Origin of the sequence: Bradyrhizobium sp. HKCCYLS3077 (genome assembly GCF_051167555.1) — a bacterium.
In the GTDB taxonomy this organism is placed as follows: domain Bacteria; phylum Pseudomonadota; class Alphaproteobacteria; order Rhizobiales; family Xanthobacteraceae; genus Bradyrhizobium.
Genome location: NZ_JBNPTH010000005.1, coordinates 77376 through 95372, shown reverse-complemented (window position 1 = coordinate 95372; position 17997 = coordinate 77376). Strand labels below are relative to the sequence as shown.

The window sequence follows — 17997 nt, the reverse complement described above, 5'->3', positions numbered from 1 at the left end:
CGCGGATGGCTCAGCGCCATCAGCAACTCCGCGGCGGGTGAGCGATCATCCGCCGCCTTTTTGTTTGTTGCACACGACGTGTTTGTTGCACGCGAAGGAGGCCGCGCTGGAACGATTGCCGCGCTTCGCGATTGAATGTGCGGCACTTTGACACAACACTCCTGGAGGAGACGAACAATGAAAGCTTTGGCTCTCGCGGCCGCGGCCGGCACGCTCATGATGACGGCTGCTTCGGCTGCGCCACTCTCGCCGCAGGTTTCGGTGACCCCGCAGCGCGACGTCCAGATGGTCCGCATGGTTTGCAACGAGGACGGCCGCTGCTGGCGAGAGCACCGCGAGCGTCGTGTCATCATCGAGGACCGCGACCGCGACTCCTACGCCTATGCGCCGCGCGAGCGCTACATCGAACGCCATCGCTATGAGGACCGCGGCGGCATCGGGATCCGCGCGCCCGGCGTGAGCGTCGGCATCGGCGTGGACCGCGACTAGGCGCAGCGCGTTTTGATCGTCAAAAGAAGCCGCGGCCCGGGCCGCGGCTTCTCTCATGTGCAGCCTGATCTCAACCGAAGATCTTGTTCAACTCGCCCCCGGGATAGCCGTTGGCCAATTCGGTGAAGGTGCCCTGCTCGGCCATCTCCTTGGCTGCGCGCATGAAGCCGGCCCAGGCCATCCGCGCCAGTGAACCACCGACGCTGATACGGCGCACGCCGAGGTCGGCGGCCTGACTCAGCGACAGACCGGACGCCCCGATCAGCAGGTTGACCGGCTTCGGCGCGACCGCTTTGACGACGGCGGCAATCTCCTCGACTGTCTTGATCCCCGGTGCATAGAGACAATCCGCGCCAGCCTCGGCGTAAGCCGAGAGTCGATCGATGACGAGGCCGAGGTCGGGCTTGCCCCAGAGAAACGCCTCGCAGCGGCCGGTCAGCAGCACGTCGCCGCCGTTGGCATCGATGGCTCCTCGCGCGGCGCGGATGCGCGCCACCGCCAACTCGCGATCATACAGCGGATGGTCCTTGTCGCCCGTGGAATCCTCGATCGATAGACCAGCGACGCCGGTCGCGACCGCGCGCGCGACATTGGCCGCCACACCCTCCGGCGCCTCGGCGAAGCCACCCTCGAAATCGGCATTGACGGGAATGTCGACCGCCGCCGACAGCGCGGCGAGATGCGCCAGCATCTCGTCCAACGCCGTGTGGGTGTCGGCCTTGCCGATCGACCAGGCGAAGCCGGCGCTGCTCGAGGCGATCGCCTTGAAGCCGAGATGCTGCAGCATCTTCGCGGTGCCGACGTCGAACGGATTCGGCAGCACGAAGCAGCCGGACTCATGAAGCCTGCGAAAGGCGGCGCGCTTGTCTGCCGTGGTGACCGTCATGTCATCCTCCCAACTCTTTTTGGTTGCACCAGCATAATACCGCTCTCATCGCACGGCTACGACATTGCGCAGAAATGTTCGTTCTTCGCCAAGAATGAGCTTGTGCTCCTCCGCGAGCGCGAAATTCGCCCGGCCCTCCGCATCATTGCGCAAGGTCGCGCGATAGCGCTCGTAAGCGGCCAGACTGTCGAAGGAAATCAGGCCGTAGGCGACGTCGTTAGTCCCTTCATGCGGCATGAAATAGCCGATCAGATCGCCGCCGCAGCGCGGAATGATCGAGAGCCAGCGTTGCGCATAGTGCTCGAACACGTCGCGCTTGAACGGATCGATGCGATAGCGGATGAAGACAGTGATTGTCATGACAACCTCGAGTATGTTTGACACAACCGACACTATCCGCTTGCCCGGCGGCAATGCTTCGCCTAGCATCGAAGTATGAAATCAGGCCCTGATATCGCGATGGTTGCAGCGCTGGTCGGAGACCCCGCCCGCGCGAACATGCTGACCGCCCTGCTCTCGGGCCGCGCGCTGACCGCCACCGAGCTCGCGCAGGAGGCGGGCGTGACGCCGCAGACCGCGAGCTCGCATCTCGCCAAGCTCGAGGGCGGCGGGCTGGTCGAGCCGGAGAAGCAGGGCCGCCATCGCTACTACCGGCTCGCCGATCCCGATGTCGCCGACGTCCTGGAAAAGCTCGCCGGGCTTGCGGCCCGAGCCGGTCACATGCGCGTGCGCACCGGGCCAAAAGAGCCGGAGCTGCGCCGCGCACGCATCTGCTACGACCATCTGGCCGGCGACCTCGGCGTGCAGATGCTCGACAGCATGGTGCGGCAGCGGCTGGTGCGCCGGCGCAAGCAGGAGATCGTGCTGACCGAGGACGGCGAGCAGTTCCTGGCGCGGCATCTGCGGATCTCGCCGGAGATGCTGGCGCACCCGCGCCGCCCCGTGTGCAAGGCCTGTCTCGACTGGAGCGCGCGGCGTCACCATCTGGCCGGAACGCTTGGCGCAGCCTTGATGAAGCGTTTCACCGAATTGAAATGGGCCGCGCGCGATACGACGCCGGGTAGCCGGGTCGTCAACTTCAGCCGTGCCGGCGAAAGGCATTTCGCGGCGCTGTTCGGGCCGGCTGACGGCTGAGCATCACGCGCTGTTTATCGCTTGCGAGCGGAGCGGGCTTGCGTCCCGAGCGAACGCGGGTCACCGCAGGACGGTTGACGACGATGTCGTCGTGTCCGTCCTGGAGTTTCAATGTCTCGCTTCGCCGTCGCACTTTTCGCCGCCCTGCTCGCAGTCGCGCCCACCATGGCCCCGGCCGCTCAGACCGCGCGCGAACCCTATGGCATCAATCTCGAAGGCTTCCCCTATCCCTACCCGGTCAGCCTGCTGCCCCTGGTGAACGACGGCGAGCAACTGCGCATGGCCTATATGGACGTGGCGCCGGCGCAGCCGAACGGCCGGACCGTTCTGCTGCTGCATGGCCGCAACTTCCCCTCGAGCTACTGGGCACCGGTCATCAAGACGCTGACCGGCGCCGGCTTCCGCGTCGTGGTGCCGGATCAGGTCGGCTTCGGCAAATCGTCCAAGCCCACGGGCGAGCTGCATTTCGATACGCTGGCGCGCAACACCATCGCGCTGCTCGATCACCTCGGGATTAGCAAGGCCGAGGTCGTTGCGCATTCGATGGGCGTCATGCTCGCGGTGCGCATCGCCCGCGCCTATCCCGACCGCGTCACGCATCTCGTGCTGACCGCGCCGATCGGCCTGGAGGATTATCGCATGTACGTTCCGCCGATCGCCTCCGAGACCATCATGGCGAACGAGGATCGCCTCACCGCCGAGGGTTACCGCAAGCAGCTCGAAACCAACTACGCACTCAAGCTGCCGCCCGATCAGGTCACGCCGTTCATCGACGCACGGTTCAATCTGAAGGACAGCGCGGATTATTCTCGCTGGCTGAAGAGCTTCGTCAGCTCCTATCAGATGATCTATCGTGAGCCGGTCGTGCACGAAATTCCGCTGCTCACACAGCCGACGCTGTTCATCATGGGCGCCGATGATCACAACGCGCCAGGACGGCCGAATGCGCCGGAGGCGCTGCGCGCCAAGATGGGACAGAATGCGGAGCTTGCCAAAACCCTCGCAAGTCAGATGCGCGACGCCCGGGCCGAGGTGATCGCAAATGCCGGCCACCTCGTGTTTCTGGATGCGCCCGCGAAGTACGACGCGTTGCTGCTGGAGTTTCTCGGCAAATAGCCCAGGCGATCACACGCGGAAGGGACACCGGCGAGGCCGCGTCCCTGCCGCGGCGCCGGGCTCACCAGTTGCGGAAGCAGCGCTTGCCATAAGGGCCGGTGTGCCAGCCCGGGGGACAATTGTAGAGCGGCCGGCATGCGCCGCGTGGTCCGCGGTGGAAACCGGGCCCGCACCCCTGCGCCACCTGGATGATCTCCAGGCCGGACGGGCCCTGCAGCAGGGCTGGCGACACCGGCGCGAGCGGGACTGCCTGAGCAGCCGACACACCGAACAGGCCAAGCCCGATCACGATCGCGGAAGCGGCTAGAATCTTCATCGCACCATTCCCTCCCTCAAGACGCCGCGATGCGGCGTTCCCTGGAGTAGTCTCAGGGCGAGCTGAAACGTTCAGGCATCGCCAGGAATGATGCCGGTGCAAGGGCCGCCGACTGCGGCTCAGGCCCCGACAGTTTGCGCGAGCACGAAACTCTCGCGCGTGCGCGTGACGTCGGGCCAGTCGCGATTGAAATCAGCGATCAGCCGCTTCATCTCGCCGCCGCCCACCGCCCGCTCGATCGCGACGGCGTCGTCGAACTGATACATCGCCTGATGCACGGCGGGATCCGTGAGGCTCCAGACGCGCCACGCCTTGCTGACGCCAAAGCTCTTGATCGCGTCGGGCAGATGGACGTCGCGATACCAGCGGTCGAACGCCTCGCGCCTGGCCGGATCGGGCACGGTGGCGCGGACGACGAAGATGGCTGCGGGCATGGGTTCCTCCGGGTTGTTATTGGTCTTGGCGCCGCAGCCTACCAGCGATCGAAGGCTCAGCGAAATCCTGCGGCCAGCGACACCACCTGTCCATCGAGCCCGTTGAAGCCGTGATGTCCACGGGCCTGGCACGGATCGCCCTCTTCCGCGCCGCCCGACAGCCATTTGACGCGGGCGCGGCCGCCGGACCATCTGATGAAGGGCTCGACGCCGGCCGGCAGCGTGACCTTGCAGGCATCATTGGTGTGATGGATGACGAGCGTGCGCGGCAGCGCCGCGGGCGAGCCGAGGATCGACATCACGTTCGACGAACTGCCAGACTCCGGGCTGAGAAAACCGGAGGTGAGCACCAGCGCATCCGGCCGCGCACCGCGCGCGATCCCCTCGGCGGCGCGCAAGGTGCCGCGGCTGGTGCCGATCACCGTCACCGGGCGCTTGATCGCGGCCATATAGTCGACGGCCGCCTTGAGGTCGGTATTGGCGTCGGCGATCATCACCGCGAGCCCGCGGGACGCATAGGCGTTGCGCGTTCGCACCAACTGATTGCCGAGAAGGCCGTGGATGTCGCCGTGGTCGCCGACATTGATGGCGCCGTCGCCGCCGGGCAGCAGGATCACGCTGACGCGCACGGCCTTCGGCCTGATCAGCGCCACACGCGAGCCGCCAACCGTTGCGGTCTCGTCGGCACGGGCCGCTTCAGCCGCCGTAACAAAGAGCACCAGCGCCAGACAGCTCCGCACGATCACGCGACACGACTTAGTCGTCAGTCCGATCATCGCAGCCTCCCCGCGCCGACTCAGGCGGGCGGAAGACTAGCAGAAAGACAACGAGGCCCGGAGTGCCTAGGAGTCCGGGCCTCGTCACCTCGCGACCTCGCGCGAGCGAAGCCGGTCGGTATTCGTTGATGTCTAGGCTGCGCTCACGCGGACCGCATTGAGCTGGCTCAAGCCGTCAATAGCAGCGCATAATCGTGACGCTGTGGTCGCCGCCGCGGCGTCCCGGCACCGTCACCGTCTGCATCGGACAGCTCGACACATAGGGCCGGTCGGACGGCACGACGTTCGGCGGATAGCGGTGCGCCCAGTCCCACGGCACGTCGTAGGTATATGTGTAACGCACGTCCGCCGAGGTGCGCTCGGGGATCTGCTGGATCACCGGCTCGCCGGTCCCGCCATACGCAAACGCGCCGGTCGCCGGCAAATAGGGCCGATAACCGCGGTGGTGCGGACGGACGATGGTCACCGGCGGCGCGACGTGGCCAGGTGCAGCGGGCGCAGCGGCGACCGGCGCCGCCACCGCAGCGCCCGAGCCGGCCGAAGCGGCCTGCGACGACAGCATCAGCGCGGCGGCCCCTGCGCAGGCAACCCAAACCCGATAAGAAAACGCCGATGTTCTATCAGCCATGATACGCGACCTCTACTCTACGCACTCGCCTGCCTTGACCATCAAAGCTAGGCCAGCGGCCCAGTTCCCGCAAACCCATCATTAAAGGTTAGTTAAGACATAGGCTTAACGCCAGGGCCGGAGGTGGCGCCAGATTGCCGCGCCGAGCACAGCAGCGGGAAAGCTGCCGCGCCCTTCGATTTCGTGAGACTTCAAATCGGGGACCTCCTCCGCCCCCCATTCCCCCGCTTCACAGCGGCAGATTGTCGTGCTTCTTCGCTGGCATCTCCATCTTCTTGTCGCGGAGCATCGCGAGCGCCCGCGCGATGCGGCGGCGGGTGGAGTGCGGCATGATCACGTCGTCGATATAGCCGCGCTCGGCGGCGATGAACGGCGACAGGAAGCGGTCCTCGTATTCCTTGGTGCGGGCGGCGATCTTCTCCGGGTCCGCCATGTCGGCACGGAAGATGATCTCGACGGCGCCCTTGGCGCCCATCACCGCGATCTGCGCCGTCGGCCAAGCGTAGTTCATGTCGGCGCCGATCTCCTTCGAGGCCATGACGTCGAAGGCGCCGCCATAGGCCTTGCGGGTGATCACGGTGACCAGCGGCACCGTGCATTGCGAATAAGCGAACAGCAGCTTCGCGCCGTGCTTGATCAAGCCGCCATATTCCTGCGCGGTGCCCGGCAGGAAGCCGGGCACGTCGACGAAGGTGACGATCGGAATGTTGAAGGCGTCGCAGAAGCGGACGAAGCGCGCGGCCTTGCGCGACGCGTCGCTGTCGAGCACGCCGGCCAGCACCATCGGCTGGTTGGCGACGAAGCCGACGGTGCGCCCAGCGATGCGGCCGAAGCCGGTGACGATGTTCTTGGCAAAGAGGTCCGCGATCTCGAAGAAGTCGCCCTCGTCCACGACCTTCAGGATCAGCTCCTTCATGTCGTAGGGCTTGTTCGGATTGTCCGGGATCAAGGTGTCGAGCGACATGTCGACCCGCTCGATGTCGTCGAAGCTCGGCCATTCCGGCACGCCATCGCTGTTGTTGGACGGCAGGAAGTCGATCAGCCGGCGCATCTGCAACAGCGTCTCGACGTCGTTGTCGAACGCGCCGTCGGCAATGGAGGAGCGCGTCGCATGCACCGAGGCGCCGCCGAGCTCTTCGGCCGTCACCACCTCGTTGGTCACCGTCTTCACGACGTCCGGACCGGTGACGAACATGTAGCTGGTGTTCTTCACCATGAAGATGAAGTCGGTCATGGCCGGCGAATAGACGTCGCCGCCGGCGCAGGGGCCCATGATCACGGAGATCTGCGGGATGACGCCGGAGGCCAGCACGTTGCGGCGGAAGACGTAGGAATAGCCCGCGAGCGCCGCGACGCCCTCCTGGATGCGCGCGCCGCCGGCATCATAAAGCCCGATGATCGGCGCGCGCGCCTTCATCGCCATGTCCTGCAGCTTGGTGATCTTCAGCGCGTGGGTCTCGGACAGCGAGCCGCCGAACACGGTGAAATCCTTGGCGAAGACGAAGGTCTTGCGGCCGTTGACGGTGCCCCAGCCGGTGACGACGCCGTCGCCGGGGATCTTGTTCTTTTCCATCCCGAACTCGGTCGAGCGGTGCTCGACGAACATGTCGAACTCCTCGAACGAGCCCTTGTCGAGCAGCAGCTCGATGCGCTCGCGGGCCGTCAGCTTGCCGCGGGCATGCTGCGCCTCGATACGCTTCTCGCCGCCGCCGAGCTTGGCGCCTTTGCGCCGCTCCTCGAGGGTGTCCAGGATGTCCTTCATGCGCTTCCCGCCCGTTCCCGATATCGTGACCGTTGGCGGCCTTCTAACACGGCTGTTTCGGCGGCGAAAAGCGGCTTTCGGCAGGGCTGCCCCTCATCCCACAGTTCGGAATTAGAAGCAGAATCAGGGCTATGGCCGCCGGCAGGACGCGGGATCGCCGATCTCGGCCACCTCCGGCGCCCTCCTCTCGTGCGAGCGGCCCGGATCCGCCCTGCGGACCCGGGGCCGCCCAATCAGACTCAATGGGCCGCCGACGGCACCTCCTCCTTGGCTCCGGCGAGGACCGTCTCCTTGCCGCGGGTGAAGAACCGGATCACCATCACGAAGAACACCGGCACCCAGAACACGGCGAGGAAGGTCGCCGTGATCATGCCGCCGAGCACGCCGGTGCCGAGCGCCTGCTGGCTGGCGCCGCTCGCGCCGGTCGCGATCACCAGCGGCACGACGCCGAGGATGAAGGCCAGCGACGTCATGATGATCGGCCGGAAGCGGAGCTCGCAGGCGGTCACCGTCGCCTCGATCAGCGGCGTGCCGCGGGCCCGGAGGTCCTTGGCAAACTCGATGATGAGAATCGCGTTCTTGGCCGACAGGCCGATGATGGTGATGACGCCCACCGTGAAATAGACGTCGTTGGGCAGCCCGCGCAGCCAGGCGGCGGCGACCGAGCCGATCAGGCCGAGCGGCACCGCGAGCATGACGGCGAACGGGATCGCCCAGCTCTCATACAGCGCGGCGAGACACAGGAACACGAACAGGATCGACAGGCCGAGCAGGAACACCGCCTGCGATCCCGCGAGCTTCTCCTGCAAGGACTGGCCGGTCCAGGCGTAGCCGAAGCCCTTGGGCAAGGTGCCCATCAGCCGCTCCATCTCGGCGATCGCGTCGCCCGAGGTGTAGCCGGGCTTCGGATTGCCGGTGATGCGCACCGACGGATAGCCGTCGAAGCCGACGACCTGGGTCGGACCGACCGACCAGGCGATGCGCGCGAACGACGAGAACGGCACCATCTCGCCGGCATTGTTGCGGACGCTGTAGGTCAGCAGATGATCGGGCTTGGTGCGCTTGTCCTCGTCGGCCTGGACGACGACGCGCTGCATGCGCCCGAGATTCGGGAAGTCGTTGATGTAGTTCGAGCCGAGGCTGGTCGACAGCGCGCCGTTGATCGCGGCGAAGGTCACGCCGAGCGCGGCCGCCTTGGCGCGGTCGATCTCGAGCCGCACCAGCGGCGCCGGCGGCAGGCCTTCGACGCTGAGCTTGCCGAGCACGGGCGATTCCGCGGCGGCCTTGAACAGCTGGTCCTTCGCCGCCATCAGCGCGTCATAGCCGCGCTGCGAACGGTCCTGCAGACGGAAGCTGAAGCCCGACGTGTTGCCGAGGTTGTCGATCGGCGGCGGCGCCAGCACTGAGACCTCGGCGTCCCGGATCTTGGCGAGCTCCGGATTGAGACGCGCGATCAGCGCGTCCGCGCTCTCGTTGCGGCCGCGCTCCGACCAGTCCTTCAGCGTCACGAAGGCCTGCGCCGTGTTCGAGCCCTGGCCGTAGAAGCTGAAGCCGGCGATGAAGGACACCGTGTCGATGCCGGGCGTCTCCGCGAGCTTCTTCTCCACCGTCTGCACCACATCGAGCGTGCGGTTGGTGCTGGCGTCGGCCGGCGTCAGCACGTCGACCATCACGAAGCCCTGGTCGTCGACCGGCAGGAAGCCGCCCGGCAGGCGCCACAGCGAATAGCCGAGGCCCGCGAGCAGCAGGACGTAGATGATCATGAACCGGCCGCCGCGGGCGACGACCCAGCGCGTCGCGCCGGTGTAGCGCTCCGTCACCCGGCCGAACCAGCGGTTGAACCAGCCGAAGAAGCCGCGCTTGGCATGGCCGTGGCCCTTCTCGATCGGCTTGAGCAGGGTTGCGCACAGCGCCGGCGTCAAGGACAGCGCGAGGAAGGCCGAGAAGCCGATCGACACCACCATCGACGCAGAGAACTGCTGATACATGATGCCGACCGAGCCCGGGAAGAAGGCCATCGGCACGAACACCGCCATAAGCACCAGCGTGATGCCGATGACCGCACCGGTGATCTGCTCCATCGCCTTGACGGTGGCCTCGCGGGGCGACAGCCCCTCCTCCGCCATGATGCGCTCGACGTTCTCGACGACGACGATGGCGTCGTCGACCAGGATGCCGATCGCGAGCACCATGCCGAACATCGTCAGCACGTTGATGGAGAAGCCGAGGCTGAGCAGCACCGCACAGGTGCCGAGCAGCGCGATCGGCACCACGATGGTCGGAATCAGCGTGTAGCGGATGTTCTGCAGGAACAGGAACATCACCAGGAAGACGAGGATCACCGCCTCGCCCAGGGTCATCAGCACCTTCTTGACGGAGGCGGCGATGACCGGGGTGATGTCGTAGGAGACCTCGTATTTGACGCCCGGCGGGAAGAACGCGGCGAGCTCGGCCATGCGGGTCTTCACCGCCGTCGCCGTGGCGAGCGCGTTGCCGGTCGGTGCCAATTGTACCGCGACTGCGGCAGCCGGCTTGCCGTCGAGCCAGGACGAGAAGGCGTAGGTCAGGCCGCCCACCTCGATCTTGGCGACGTCGGACAGCTTGACGGCGGAGCCATTGAGATTGGCGCGCAGCACGATGTTGCCGAACTCTTCCGGCGATTCGAGCTGCCCCTTCACCAGCACGGTGTTCTGCGTGCGCTGGGCCCTGGGCGACGGCGGCACGCCGAGAATGCCGGAGGCGACCTGCGCGTTCTGCGCCGCGATCGCGGCATCGACGTCCTGCGCGGTGAGGCCCAGACCGAGCAGCTTGTCGGGATCGAGCCAGATGCGCATCGCGCGCTCTGTGGCGAACAGACGGGCGCGGCCGACGCCCGGCAGGCGCCGCAGCTCCGGCAGCACGTAGCGGGTGGCCACGTCGCCGAGACCGATTTCGTCGAGGCTGCCATCGGTGGAGGTCAGCGTGACGAACTGCAGGATGGCGCTCGAGGCCTCAAGAATGACGATGCCCTGCTTGCGCACGGCCTCAGGCAAACGCGGCTCGATGCGCTTGATACGGTTCTGCACGTCGACCGCGGCGAGCTCGATATCGGTGCCCGGCTTGAACTGGGCGATGATCTCGACTTCGCCCGTGGTGTCGCTGGTCGATTCGTAGTTCAGGATGCCGGCGGCGCCGTTGAGCTCCTCCTCGATCAAGCGCGTGACGCTGTAATAAAGGTTCTCGGTCGACGCGCCCGGATAGGCGGTCGAGATCGAGATCGAAGGCGGCGCGATGATCGGATATTGCGCGACCGGCAGGAACGGAATCGACAGGATGCCGCCGAGACAGATGAAGATCGCCACGACCCAGGCAAAGATCGGACGTGCGATGAAAAAGGGTGACATGACAGATGCTCTCCGGGCCGCGGGCCACGTTTACTTCGCAGCGGACGGCTTGTCGGCGACCGACATCTTCCACGGCACCGGCGTGACCGCACTGCCGGGCCCGAACTTCTGGAAGCCGTCGACGACGATTTTCCAGCCGGGCTTGAGACCATCCTCGATCAGCATGCCGCCGTTGAGCGAACGCCCGAGCCGCACCGGCTGCAGGTTCGCCCGCCCCTCATTGTTGACGACGTAGACGGCGCTGTTGCCGGCCGTCGTCCGCTGCACGGCCTGCGACGGCACGACAATGCCCGCAGTGTCGATCGCCTCCTCGATCTGAACGCGGACATACATGCCCGGCAGCAGCTCGCCCTCCGGGTTCGGAAACTCGCCGCGCAAGGTGACCTTGGCCGTCGACGGATCGACGCTGACATCGGAGAACAGCAGCCGTCCCGCATGCTTATAGGTCGAGCCGTCGTCGAACACGAGACGGACCCGCGCCGCCTCCGGCGACACGCTCTTAAGCCGGCCTTCGGCGAGATCACGCCGCAACTGATTCAGCTCGTCCACGGACTGCGTGAAGTCGGCATACACAGGATCGAGCTGCTGGATGGTCGCAAGATGTGTCGTCTCGTTAGGATTGACCAGCGCGCCCTCGGTCACCAGCGCACGTCCGATGCGGCCGGAGATCGGCGCCCGCACCGTGGCCCAGTCGAGATTGAGCTGGGCCTGCGCCACCGAGGCCTTCTGCGCGGCGACCTCGGCCTGGGCCTGACGCTCCGCCGCGACGGCCAGCTCATACTGCGCCTGCGTGGTCGCCTCGCCCTTCAAAAGATTCTTCAGTCGATCTTCCTGCCGGTCCGCCTGATAGAGCACGGCCTCGGCCTTGGCGAGCGCGGCGCGCGCCTTCTCGAGCTCGACCTCGAACGGAGCCGGATCGATCCGGTAGAGCACGGCGCCCGCCTCGACCATCGCGCCCTGCTGAAAGCTGCGCTCGACGACGATGCCGCTGACGCGTGGACGCACCTCCGCAATCCGCATCGACGTGATCCGTCCCGGCAGGTCCTTGGTCAAGGTCACCGGCGCCGAGATGACATTGACGACGCCAACCTCCGGAGGATTACCGGTTCCCGGCGCTGAGGCGGCATTGCGGTCACTGCACGCCGCAAGCGTCAGGAGCGATGCGCCACAGACCATCGCACCGGCAGAACGGATCAACTGCTCTTTCAACATGAAGCCCATCTGATTACTTCGCGGCGCGCATCATTCCCGGGTCGATTCAGGGCCGGTCCGATCATCGAAGAATGACCGGTCGCCCTGCCCCAGGTCGTCGCTCACAAACTTGGCGCGCCGTATACCACGGTCGCGAGCTGACGAACTTTCGTGCGGCGGTTACATAGGTGACCTGTTAGCTCCCGGCCAGCTTCTTTCCTGAACAAAACGCCGCCTGCGACAACGACGCCGAGGACATCGACGGCGGCTGCGCACTTTGTCGCGGTCCTCCCATTCGACGCGGGCCACGAGATAGCGCATGAGCCCGCCACGATAAGACGACCGCATATCCGTTACGGATCAGTGACGCTGCAGACTGCGCGACATTTTTTCGCGGAGTTCGCTGCTCATCAGTCCCGCTCCGACGCGGTCGAGAGGCGCCTTGCCTCCGATTGGCCTCTCCCGGCGCGCATATTCTCAGGCTTTCGTCGGGCTGCTAACGGATCGTTCACGATGCCGTCATCTGGTGTCATCACACCGACTCCGTTGATGTCACTGCATGACATCATCCGCTGGATGTGTATTGGCCTGGACGCGTCAAACACCGGATATGACGAAGCGATCCCGCGGCGACTTGCACCCGAGCTTTGCATTCGGCCAACCTCTTCTCTGGACGAAGAGGCGCAGGGAAGACCGGGTATCGACTGACACCCGCGGTCCGCGTGCAGCAGATAAGCACGCGGCAGAACCACAGGTTCAGCCCAATATCCGGCCTTCCCTGCGCGACGGTTTTGCGGGTTATAGGTGCTCTCCCCGGGGACCGGCTGTCTTGCCCCCGTCACCAGCGGATCATCACCACCGGCTTGGTCTCAGCGTCGGGAGACCAGGACCACACCACTTCGCCGTCGCCTCACTCCGTTCGTCGGCCCGACTGTGACATCAGGCTGCAGAGCGACGCGCCCATCGCATCTCCGGCTCGACGTTCGTGACGATCGCGACACGTCCCTCTTCAGCGAGCCGGGATGCGCGAGACTGTGAGGGTGATTTGCCCGACGAGGCAAGGGATGCATGCGCGACAAACTGGCACGACGGGCGGTTTGGACATGCGCGCCATGCGGAGATTGCCCGTCGTGCAGGTGACATATCAACGGCGTCAAGACCGTTGCGATCTGCTGTCATGACTCCGTGACAGGCAAGGCCCAGGAGGAGACGGCCTTGCGAAGCCTGATGCAAGGCGCGGCTCCGGCGGCTAGACTGCCGCCATGCCCAGATTCCCGATCAGCTCCGGCCTCGACCGGCGAACATTGCTCCGCATGGCATTGCAGGCCGGCCTGCTGCCGCTCGGCGCGCCGCTCACGCACATCGCGCGGGCGCAGACGCCGGCGCTGAAATCCAACCCGTTCACGCTCGGCGTCGCCTCCGGTGACCCCGCTCCCGACGGCTTCGTGATCTGGACCCGGCTCGCGCCCGAGCCGCTGCAGCCGCGCGGCGGGATGATCGCACTGCCCCGCGAGGTGAGCTGGGAGGTCGCCAGCGATGCGGGGATGAAGGACATCGTGCAGTCCGGACTTGCGATCGCCCGCATGGAGCTCGGGCACTCCGTGCATGTCGAGGTCGCGGGCCTCGCTCCCGGGCGCGACTACTACTATCGGTTCCGCCTGCCCGAGGCGGAGAGCCCGGTCGGGCGTGCGCGGACCTTTCCCGCGGCCGGCGCCGACGTCGCGCAGATGCGCTTCGCTTCGGCAGGCTGCCAGGAATGGGATCGCGGCTACTACACGGCGTGGCGCGCGATCGCGCAGGACCAGCTCGACTTCGTCTTCCACTACGGCGACTACATCTACGAACATCCCTATGCCGCCGACCACAAGGGCGTGGCGCTGCCGCGCCCGATGCCGAAGAACTTCGCCACCTGCTACACGCTGCCTGAGTACCGGCAGCGCTATGCGCTCTACAAGACCGATCCCGACCTGCAGGCCGCGCACGCCTCGTGCCCGTTCCTGCCGAGCTTCGACGACCATGAGGTGATGAACAACTGGGCCGGCGACCGCGACAGCCGCGATACGCCGCCGGAGGTCTTCCTGTTCCGGCGCGCGGCCGCGTTCCAGGCCTGGTATGAGCACATGCCGGTGCGGCGGGCGCAGCTGCCGCGCGGGCCGGACGTTCTCGCCTATCGACGCCTCGCCTTCGGCCGGCTCGCCGACATCGCCGTGCTCGACACGCGGCAATACCGCTCGAAGCAGCCCTGCGGCGACGGCATCAAGGACTGTGCGGAGGCCAGCGAGCCCGATCGCACCATGATGGGCGCGCAGCAGGAGCGCTGGCTGGCCGACGGCCTGCGCGGCAGCCGCGCGACCTGGCAGGTGCTGGCGCAGCAGGTGATGTTCGCCCCGTTCGATTGGCGCTCGTTCCCATGGCTGCCGTCGTCGGACGCGCCGCTGCGCAGCCTCGACAAATGGGACGGCGCCAGCGCCGCGCGCGACCGCGTGATGCAGATGCTGCGCGAGGCCGGCATCACCAACACGGTGGTGCTGACCGGTGATCTGCACAAGGGCGTCGCGCTCGAGCTCAAGCAGGACTGGCGCAACCCGGCCTCGCCCTGCGTCGGCGTGGAATTCCTGGCGACCTCGATCTCGTCCGACGGTGACGGCTTCGCGCGCTACGACAACGAGCCGACCTTGATGGCCAACAATCCGCACCTGAAGTTCTTCAGCAACCAGCGCGGCTACATCCGCCATGTCGTGACGCCCAACCGCTGGCAGGCCGACTACCGCGTCGTCGACCGCATCAGCGTCGCCGACGGCACGGTGTCGACCGCGCGGTCGTTCGTCACGCTCGCGGGCAAGCCGGGGCTGGTCGACGCGTGAAATGACGGCAGCAGACTGAACCCACGATTTGTCGCAACGCACCAGGCGCGTCTGGGACAGCACGTTCTCCACTGCCGACGCGTCCGCGCTTCTCGCCAGCGTTTGACAGCATCGCCCGGTCTCGTTCTACTTCGATGCAACGCTACGGAAAAAGTGCCGAGCGCGGAGGACGGTCATGGAGCGACGCATCGGTTTGGCACCGGCGGTGTCTGCTGCACGCGGGGCTTTCGGTCTCACATGCATGACACCATGCATCACCCGGCGCTGGCGGCGCGCGACGACGGCGGTGCTCGCGATACTCGGCATCACGATCACCGGCGCGGCCCACGCTCAAGGCATCACCAAGGACCTCCCGGCGCGGATCGAGATGTATCCGATCCCTTCGCTCACCTTGTCCGACCGGCAGTTCCTTGCCGGCGACGAGGGCGGGAAGCCGGTCACCTTGGCCGGCGAGTTGCGCGTGGCGCAGGGCAGCGGCCGGATGCCGGTGGTCGTGCTGATGCACGGCTCGGGCGGCGTCGGCGGCAACATCGCGGCCTGGAGCCGGACCTTCAATGCGATGGGGATCTCGACCTTCGTGATCGACGGCTTCACCGGGCGCGGCATCACCGCGACCAGCACCAACCAGGCGCTGCTCGGCCGGCTCAATTTCATCGTGGACATCTATCATGCGCTCGATGTGCTGGCGAAGCATCCGCGCGTCGATCCCGAGCGCATCGTGCTGATGGGCTTCTCGCGCGGCGGACAGGCGGCGCTGTATGCGAGCCTGCAGCGCTTCCACAAGCGCTGGAACACCTCCGGATTGCAGTTTGCCGCCTACATCCCGTTCTATCCGGATTGCTCCACCACCTATCGCGACGACACCGAATTGGTGGCGCGGCCGATCCGGATCTTTCACGGCGGGCCTGATGACTACAACCCGGTGCGCACCTGCAAGGCTTTCGTCGAGCGGCTGAGGGCCGCCGGGCGCGACGTCGAGCTGACCGAATATCCGGACTCGCCGCATGGCTTCGATCTCGGCCTGCTCGGCGCCAACATGCTGGCGCTCGCGCCCAAGGCGCAGACCGTGCGCAACTGCCGGATCGTCGAAGGTGACGGCGGCATGCTGATCAATGCGGAGACGCAGCAGCCCTTCACCTATCAGGACGCCTGCGTCGAGTTTGATCCGCATGTCGGCGGCAATCCGGCCACCGCCGAGGCGGCGCGGCAGGCGGTGACCGACTTCCTGCGGACGCTGTTCAAGCTGTCGTGACCAGAAATAGAACGATTCCGGTCAATTTTTGAGGTGACGCATCGAACGTATCGGGTGATCAGGCGTTGTCGCTCGCTTTTCGACGATGAAACGGAGCCCGATGATGCGCGCCTCACGCCTTGCAATTCCCACTTTGCTCACCGCCCTCGCACTGGGCGGCGCAGCCAATGGCGCGCCCGCCTCGCCATTCCGCGCGCTGGAGGGCGCCTGGACCGGCGGCGGCGTCATCAACCTGTCCGGCGGCAACCAGGAGCGGCTGCGCTGCCGCGCGGCCTATGACGTCGGCGGCGCCGGCGAGCAGCTGCGGCTCAACATCCGCTGCGCCAGCGACAGCTACAACATCGACCTCTCCAGCGACGTCGCCTATCGCGGCGGCGAGATCTCGGGACAATGGACCGAGTCGAGCCACAACGCCTCCGGCACGATCGAGGGCCGCGCCGTCGGCAACCGCATCGAGGCCCAGGCGCGCGGCCAGACATTTTCCGCGGGGCTCGCGCTGACCACCAGCGGCAAACGCCAGACGGTGTCGATCCGGCCCGCGGGTACGGACATCAAGGGTGTCGATCTCGAGCTCGCACGGCGGTGATGATGCGTAGGGTGGGCAAAGCGCAGCCGTCAGGCGGCGCGTGCCCACCGCGGACCTTGCTCCGCGCGAGATGGTGGGCACGGCGCGGGACACCGCCGCTCACAACTCACAACCTGCCTCGCGCCTTTGCCCACCCTACGCCTCTGCATTGCGAAGCGCCGCTCTCTCCACGTCATTGCGAGCGCAGCGAAGCAATCCAGAGTTGGGGGTGAGATTCTGGATTGCTTCGTCGCTTCGCTCCTCGCAATGACGTGGTGAGAGCGTGGGTTGCCACCGACAGCGTAACGAGATCACAGCGCGCCGATGTCCTTCAGACACGCCTGCGTCAGGGTCATGCGCGCCTCGACGTGGCGCTGTTCGAGGCAGTCCATGTTGAGCGCGAACACTGTCGGCTGATCGCCCTTGTCGACCCAGCCGACCATCCAGCCGAGCGAGCCCTGCTCCTTGCCGAGCAATCCCGACTTGGCGTGAATGACGGCGTCGCCGACCTTGGTGACCGGGATGATGTCGCGCGTCAGATCCTGGCTGCGCTTCGACACCGGCAGCGCGCCGCGCCGGAGGCGGTCGATGAAGTCGACCTGCTCCACCGGATCGATGCGCAATGCGCCGGTGAGCCAGAACTGATCGATGCCGCCGCCGATGTCGTGATTGCCATAGTCGAGCTCCTCGACATAGGTCTGCATGCGCTCAGGCCCGATCCGGCGCGCAATCTCCTGGTAGACCGGCACCGCGGACACCGCGATCGCGCTGCGGAGCGTGTGGTCCTTGTTCCAGGCCTCGATCGGCCTGACGACGCCGTCCCACTTGAACACGTCCTTGTCGGGATCGGCCACCACGCCGGTCTCCAGTGCGATCAGCGAGTTGGCGATCTTGAAGGTCGAGGCCGGCAGCTTCGCCTCGCCGGAGCGATCCTTGTCGCTGGCGATGATCAGATACTCCTCGACCTTGTAGGCGAAGAACGTGCCCTTGGTGCCGACATCGGCGAAGCTTTGCGCGAGCGATGCGCGGATCTCGTTCCGCGGCGGCGCGACATGGGCGAAGGCACGCGCGGGCAACAGTCCGGCGCCGGCGAACAGGCCCAGGGCATGGCGGCGGCTCATCATCGGCATCGCATCATCTCTCCGTCGGGGTCAGGCTCTCCCTATCACAGGGCGAGGACGATCGAAGCGCGACGGAGATC

The 17997-nt window shown here is 66.2% G+C and carries 16 protein-coding genes; 6 read left to right on the top strand and 10 right to left on the bottom strand.

Annotated features, from left to right (window positions below; translation table 11 throughout):
- Window positions 1-177: 177 nt before the first annotated feature.
- A complete protein-coding gene (locus ACQR0Z_RS20895) occupies window positions 178-489 on the top strand; it encodes a hypothetical protein (protein WP_434919848.1) in 312 nt (103 codons plus the stop codon).
- 70 nt (window positions 490-559) lie between these two features.
- On the opposite strand, the gene ACQR0Z_RS20890 is transcribed toward ACQR0Z_RS20895, so the two are convergent.
- Window positions 560-1375, bottom strand: a complete 816-nt coding sequence (locus ACQR0Z_RS20890; RefSeq protein ID WP_434878136.1) for an isocitrate lyase/PEP mutase family protein — start codon at window positions 1373-1375, stop codon at window positions 560-562.
- Between the two features lie 45 nt (window positions 1376-1420).
- A complete protein-coding gene (locus tag ACQR0Z_RS20885; RefSeq protein WP_434858738.1) occupies window positions 1421-1735 on the bottom strand; it encodes an NIPSNAP family protein in 315 nt (104 codons plus the stop codon).
- A 99-nt stretch (window positions 1736-1834) separates the two neighbouring features.
- Here ACQR0Z_RS20885 and ACQR0Z_RS20880 point away from each other — a divergent pair, with 99 nt between their 5' ends.
- Window positions 1835-2509: an ArsR/SmtB family transcription factor gene (locus tag ACQR0Z_RS20880; protein WP_434858737.1), complete on the top strand. Its 675-nt coding sequence runs from the start codon at window positions 1835-1837 to the stop codon at window positions 2507-2509.
- Window positions 2510-2620: 111 nt separating this feature from the next.
- A complete protein-coding gene (locus ACQR0Z_RS20875; protein ID WP_434919847.1) occupies window positions 2621-3625 on the top strand; it encodes an alpha/beta fold hydrolase in 1005 nt (334 codons plus the stop codon).
- Between the two features lie 61 nt (window positions 3626-3686).
- Here the strand turns inward: ACQR0Z_RS20875 and ACQR0Z_RS20870 are convergent, their stop codons facing one another.
- The 7 genes from ACQR0Z_RS20870 to ACQR0Z_RS20840 form a co-directional block, all read right to left on the bottom strand.
- On the bottom strand, window positions 3687-3941 hold the full coding sequence (locus ACQR0Z_RS20870; protein WP_434919846.1) for a GCG_CRPN prefix-to-repeats domain-containing protein: 255 nt from the start codon (window positions 3939-3941) through the stop codon (window positions 3687-3689).
- A gap of 119 nt (window positions 3942-4060) precedes the next feature.
- Window positions 4061-4375, bottom strand: coding sequence for a hypothetical protein (locus ACQR0Z_RS20865; protein ID WP_434919845.1), 315 nt, complete (start codon window positions 4373-4375; stop codon window positions 4061-4063).
- A 56-nt stretch (window positions 4376-4431) separates the two neighbouring features.
- On the bottom strand, window positions 4432-5151 hold the full coding sequence (locus ACQR0Z_RS20860; protein WP_434919844.1) for an alpha/beta hydrolase: 720 nt from the start codon (window positions 5149-5151) through the stop codon (window positions 4432-4434).
- Between the two features lie 175 nt (window positions 5152-5326).
- Complete coding sequence (locus tag ACQR0Z_RS20855; protein ID WP_434919843.1) at window positions 5327-5779, bottom strand: hypothetical protein; 453 nt, start codon at window positions 5777-5779, stop codon at window positions 5327-5329.
- Window positions 5780-6008: 229 nt separating this feature from the next.
- Window positions 6009-7541, bottom strand: a complete 1533-nt coding sequence (locus ACQR0Z_RS20850) for an acyl-CoA carboxylase subunit beta (protein WP_006613293.1) — start codon at window positions 7539-7541, stop codon at window positions 6009-6011.
- A gap of 239 nt (window positions 7542-7780) precedes the next feature.
- Window positions 7781-10924 (bottom strand): multidrug efflux RND transporter permease subunit, encoded by a 3144-nt coding sequence (locus ACQR0Z_RS20845; protein WP_434919842.1) that lies wholly within the window; start codon window positions 10922-10924, stop codon window positions 7781-7783.
- A gap of 30 nt (window positions 10925-10954) precedes the next feature.
- Entirely contained in the window at window positions 10955-12136 is a 1182-nt protein-coding gene (locus tag ACQR0Z_RS20840) for an efflux RND transporter periplasmic adaptor subunit (protein ID WP_434858730.1), read from the bottom strand.
- 1241 nt (window positions 12137-13377) lie between these two features.
- Between ACQR0Z_RS20840 and ACQR0Z_RS20835 the strand changes: the two genes are divergently transcribed.
- The 3 genes from ACQR0Z_RS20835 (at window position 13378) to ACQR0Z_RS20825 (ending at window position 16817) form a co-directional block, all read left to right on the top strand.
- Entirely contained in the window at window positions 13378-14979 is a 1602-nt protein-coding gene (locus ACQR0Z_RS20835) for an alkaline phosphatase D family protein (RefSeq protein ID WP_434878129.1), read from the top strand.
- A 241-nt stretch (window positions 14980-15220) separates the two neighbouring features.
- Window positions 15221-16231 (top strand): dienelactone hydrolase family protein, encoded by a 1011-nt coding sequence (locus ACQR0Z_RS20830; protein WP_434919841.1) that lies wholly within the window; start codon window positions 15221-15223, stop codon window positions 16229-16231.
- 100 nt (window positions 16232-16331) lie between these two features.
- Window positions 16332-16817, top strand: a complete 486-nt coding sequence (locus ACQR0Z_RS20825) for a hypothetical protein (RefSeq protein WP_434919840.1) — start codon at window positions 16332-16334, stop codon at window positions 16815-16817.
- A gap of 290 nt (window positions 16818-17107) precedes the next feature.
- Here the strand turns inward: ACQR0Z_RS20825 and blaOXA are convergent, their stop codons facing one another.
- On the bottom strand, window positions 17108-17926 hold the full coding sequence (gene blaOXA, locus ACQR0Z_RS20820; RefSeq protein ID WP_434919839.1) for an OXA-1091 family oxacillin-hydrolyzing class D beta-lactamase: 819 nt from the start codon (window positions 17924-17926) through the stop codon (window positions 17108-17110).
- Between the last annotated feature and the right edge of the window lie 71 nt (window positions 17927-17997).

Bases quoted from the DNA above. Each gene is read 5' to 3' on its own strand.
- ACQR0Z_RS20895 (WP_434919848.1), top strand. From the start codon at position 178: ATGAAAGCTTTGGCTCTCGCGGCCGCGGCCGGCACGCTCATGATGACG.
- ACQR0Z_RS20890 (WP_434878136.1), bottom strand. From the start codon at position 1,375: ATGACGGTCACCACGGCAGACAAGCGCGCCGCCTTTCGCAGGCTTCAT.
- ACQR0Z_RS20885 (WP_434858738.1), bottom strand. From the start codon at position 1,735: ATGACAATCACTGTCTTCATCCGCTATCGCATCGATCCGTTCAAGCGC.
- ACQR0Z_RS20880 (WP_434858737.1), top strand. From the start codon at position 1,835: ATGGTTGCAGCGCTGGTCGGAGACCCCGCCCGCGCGAACATGCTGACC.
- ACQR0Z_RS20875 (WP_434919847.1), top strand. From the start codon at position 2,621: ATGTCTCGCTTCGCCGTCGCACTTTTCGCCGCCCTGCTCGCAGTCGCG.
- ACQR0Z_RS20870 (WP_434919846.1), bottom strand. From the start codon at position 3,941: ATGAAGATTCTAGCCGCTTCCGCGATCGTGATCGGGCTTGGCCTGTTC.
- ACQR0Z_RS20865 (WP_434919845.1), bottom strand. From the start codon at position 4,375: ATGCCCGCAGCCATCTTCGTCGTCCGCGCCACCGTGCCCGATCCGGCC.
- ACQR0Z_RS20860 (WP_434919844.1), bottom strand. From the start codon at position 5,151: ATGATCGGACTGACGACTAAGTCGTGTCGCGTGATCGTGCGGAGCTGT.
- ACQR0Z_RS20855 (WP_434919843.1), bottom strand. From the start codon at position 5,779: ATGGCTGATAGAACATCGGCGTTTTCTTATCGGGTTTGGGTTGCCTGC.
- ACQR0Z_RS20850 (WP_006613293.1), bottom strand. From the start codon at position 7,541: ATGAAGGACATCCTGGACACCCTCGAGGAGCGGCGCAAAGGCGCCAAG.
- ACQR0Z_RS20845 (WP_434919842.1), bottom strand. From the start codon at position 10,924: ATGTCACCCTTTTTCATCGCACGTCCGATCTTTGCCTGGGTCGTGGCG.
- ACQR0Z_RS20840 (WP_434858730.1), bottom strand. From the start codon at position 12,136: ATGTTGAAAGAGCAGTTGATCCGTTCTGCCGGTGCGATGGTCTGTGGC.
- ACQR0Z_RS20835 (WP_434878129.1), top strand. From the start codon at position 13,378: ATGCCCAGATTCCCGATCAGCTCCGGCCTCGACCGGCGAACATTGCTC.
- ACQR0Z_RS20830 (WP_434919841.1), top strand. From the start codon at position 15,221: ATGACACCATGCATCACCCGGCGCTGGCGGCGCGCGACGACGGCGGTG.
- ACQR0Z_RS20825 (WP_434919840.1), top strand. From the start codon at position 16,332: ATGATGCGCGCCTCACGCCTTGCAATTCCCACTTTGCTCACCGCCCTC.
- blaOXA (WP_434919839.1), bottom strand. From the start codon at position 17,926: ATGCCGATGATGAGCCGCCGCCATGCCCTGGGCCTGTTCGCCGGCGCC.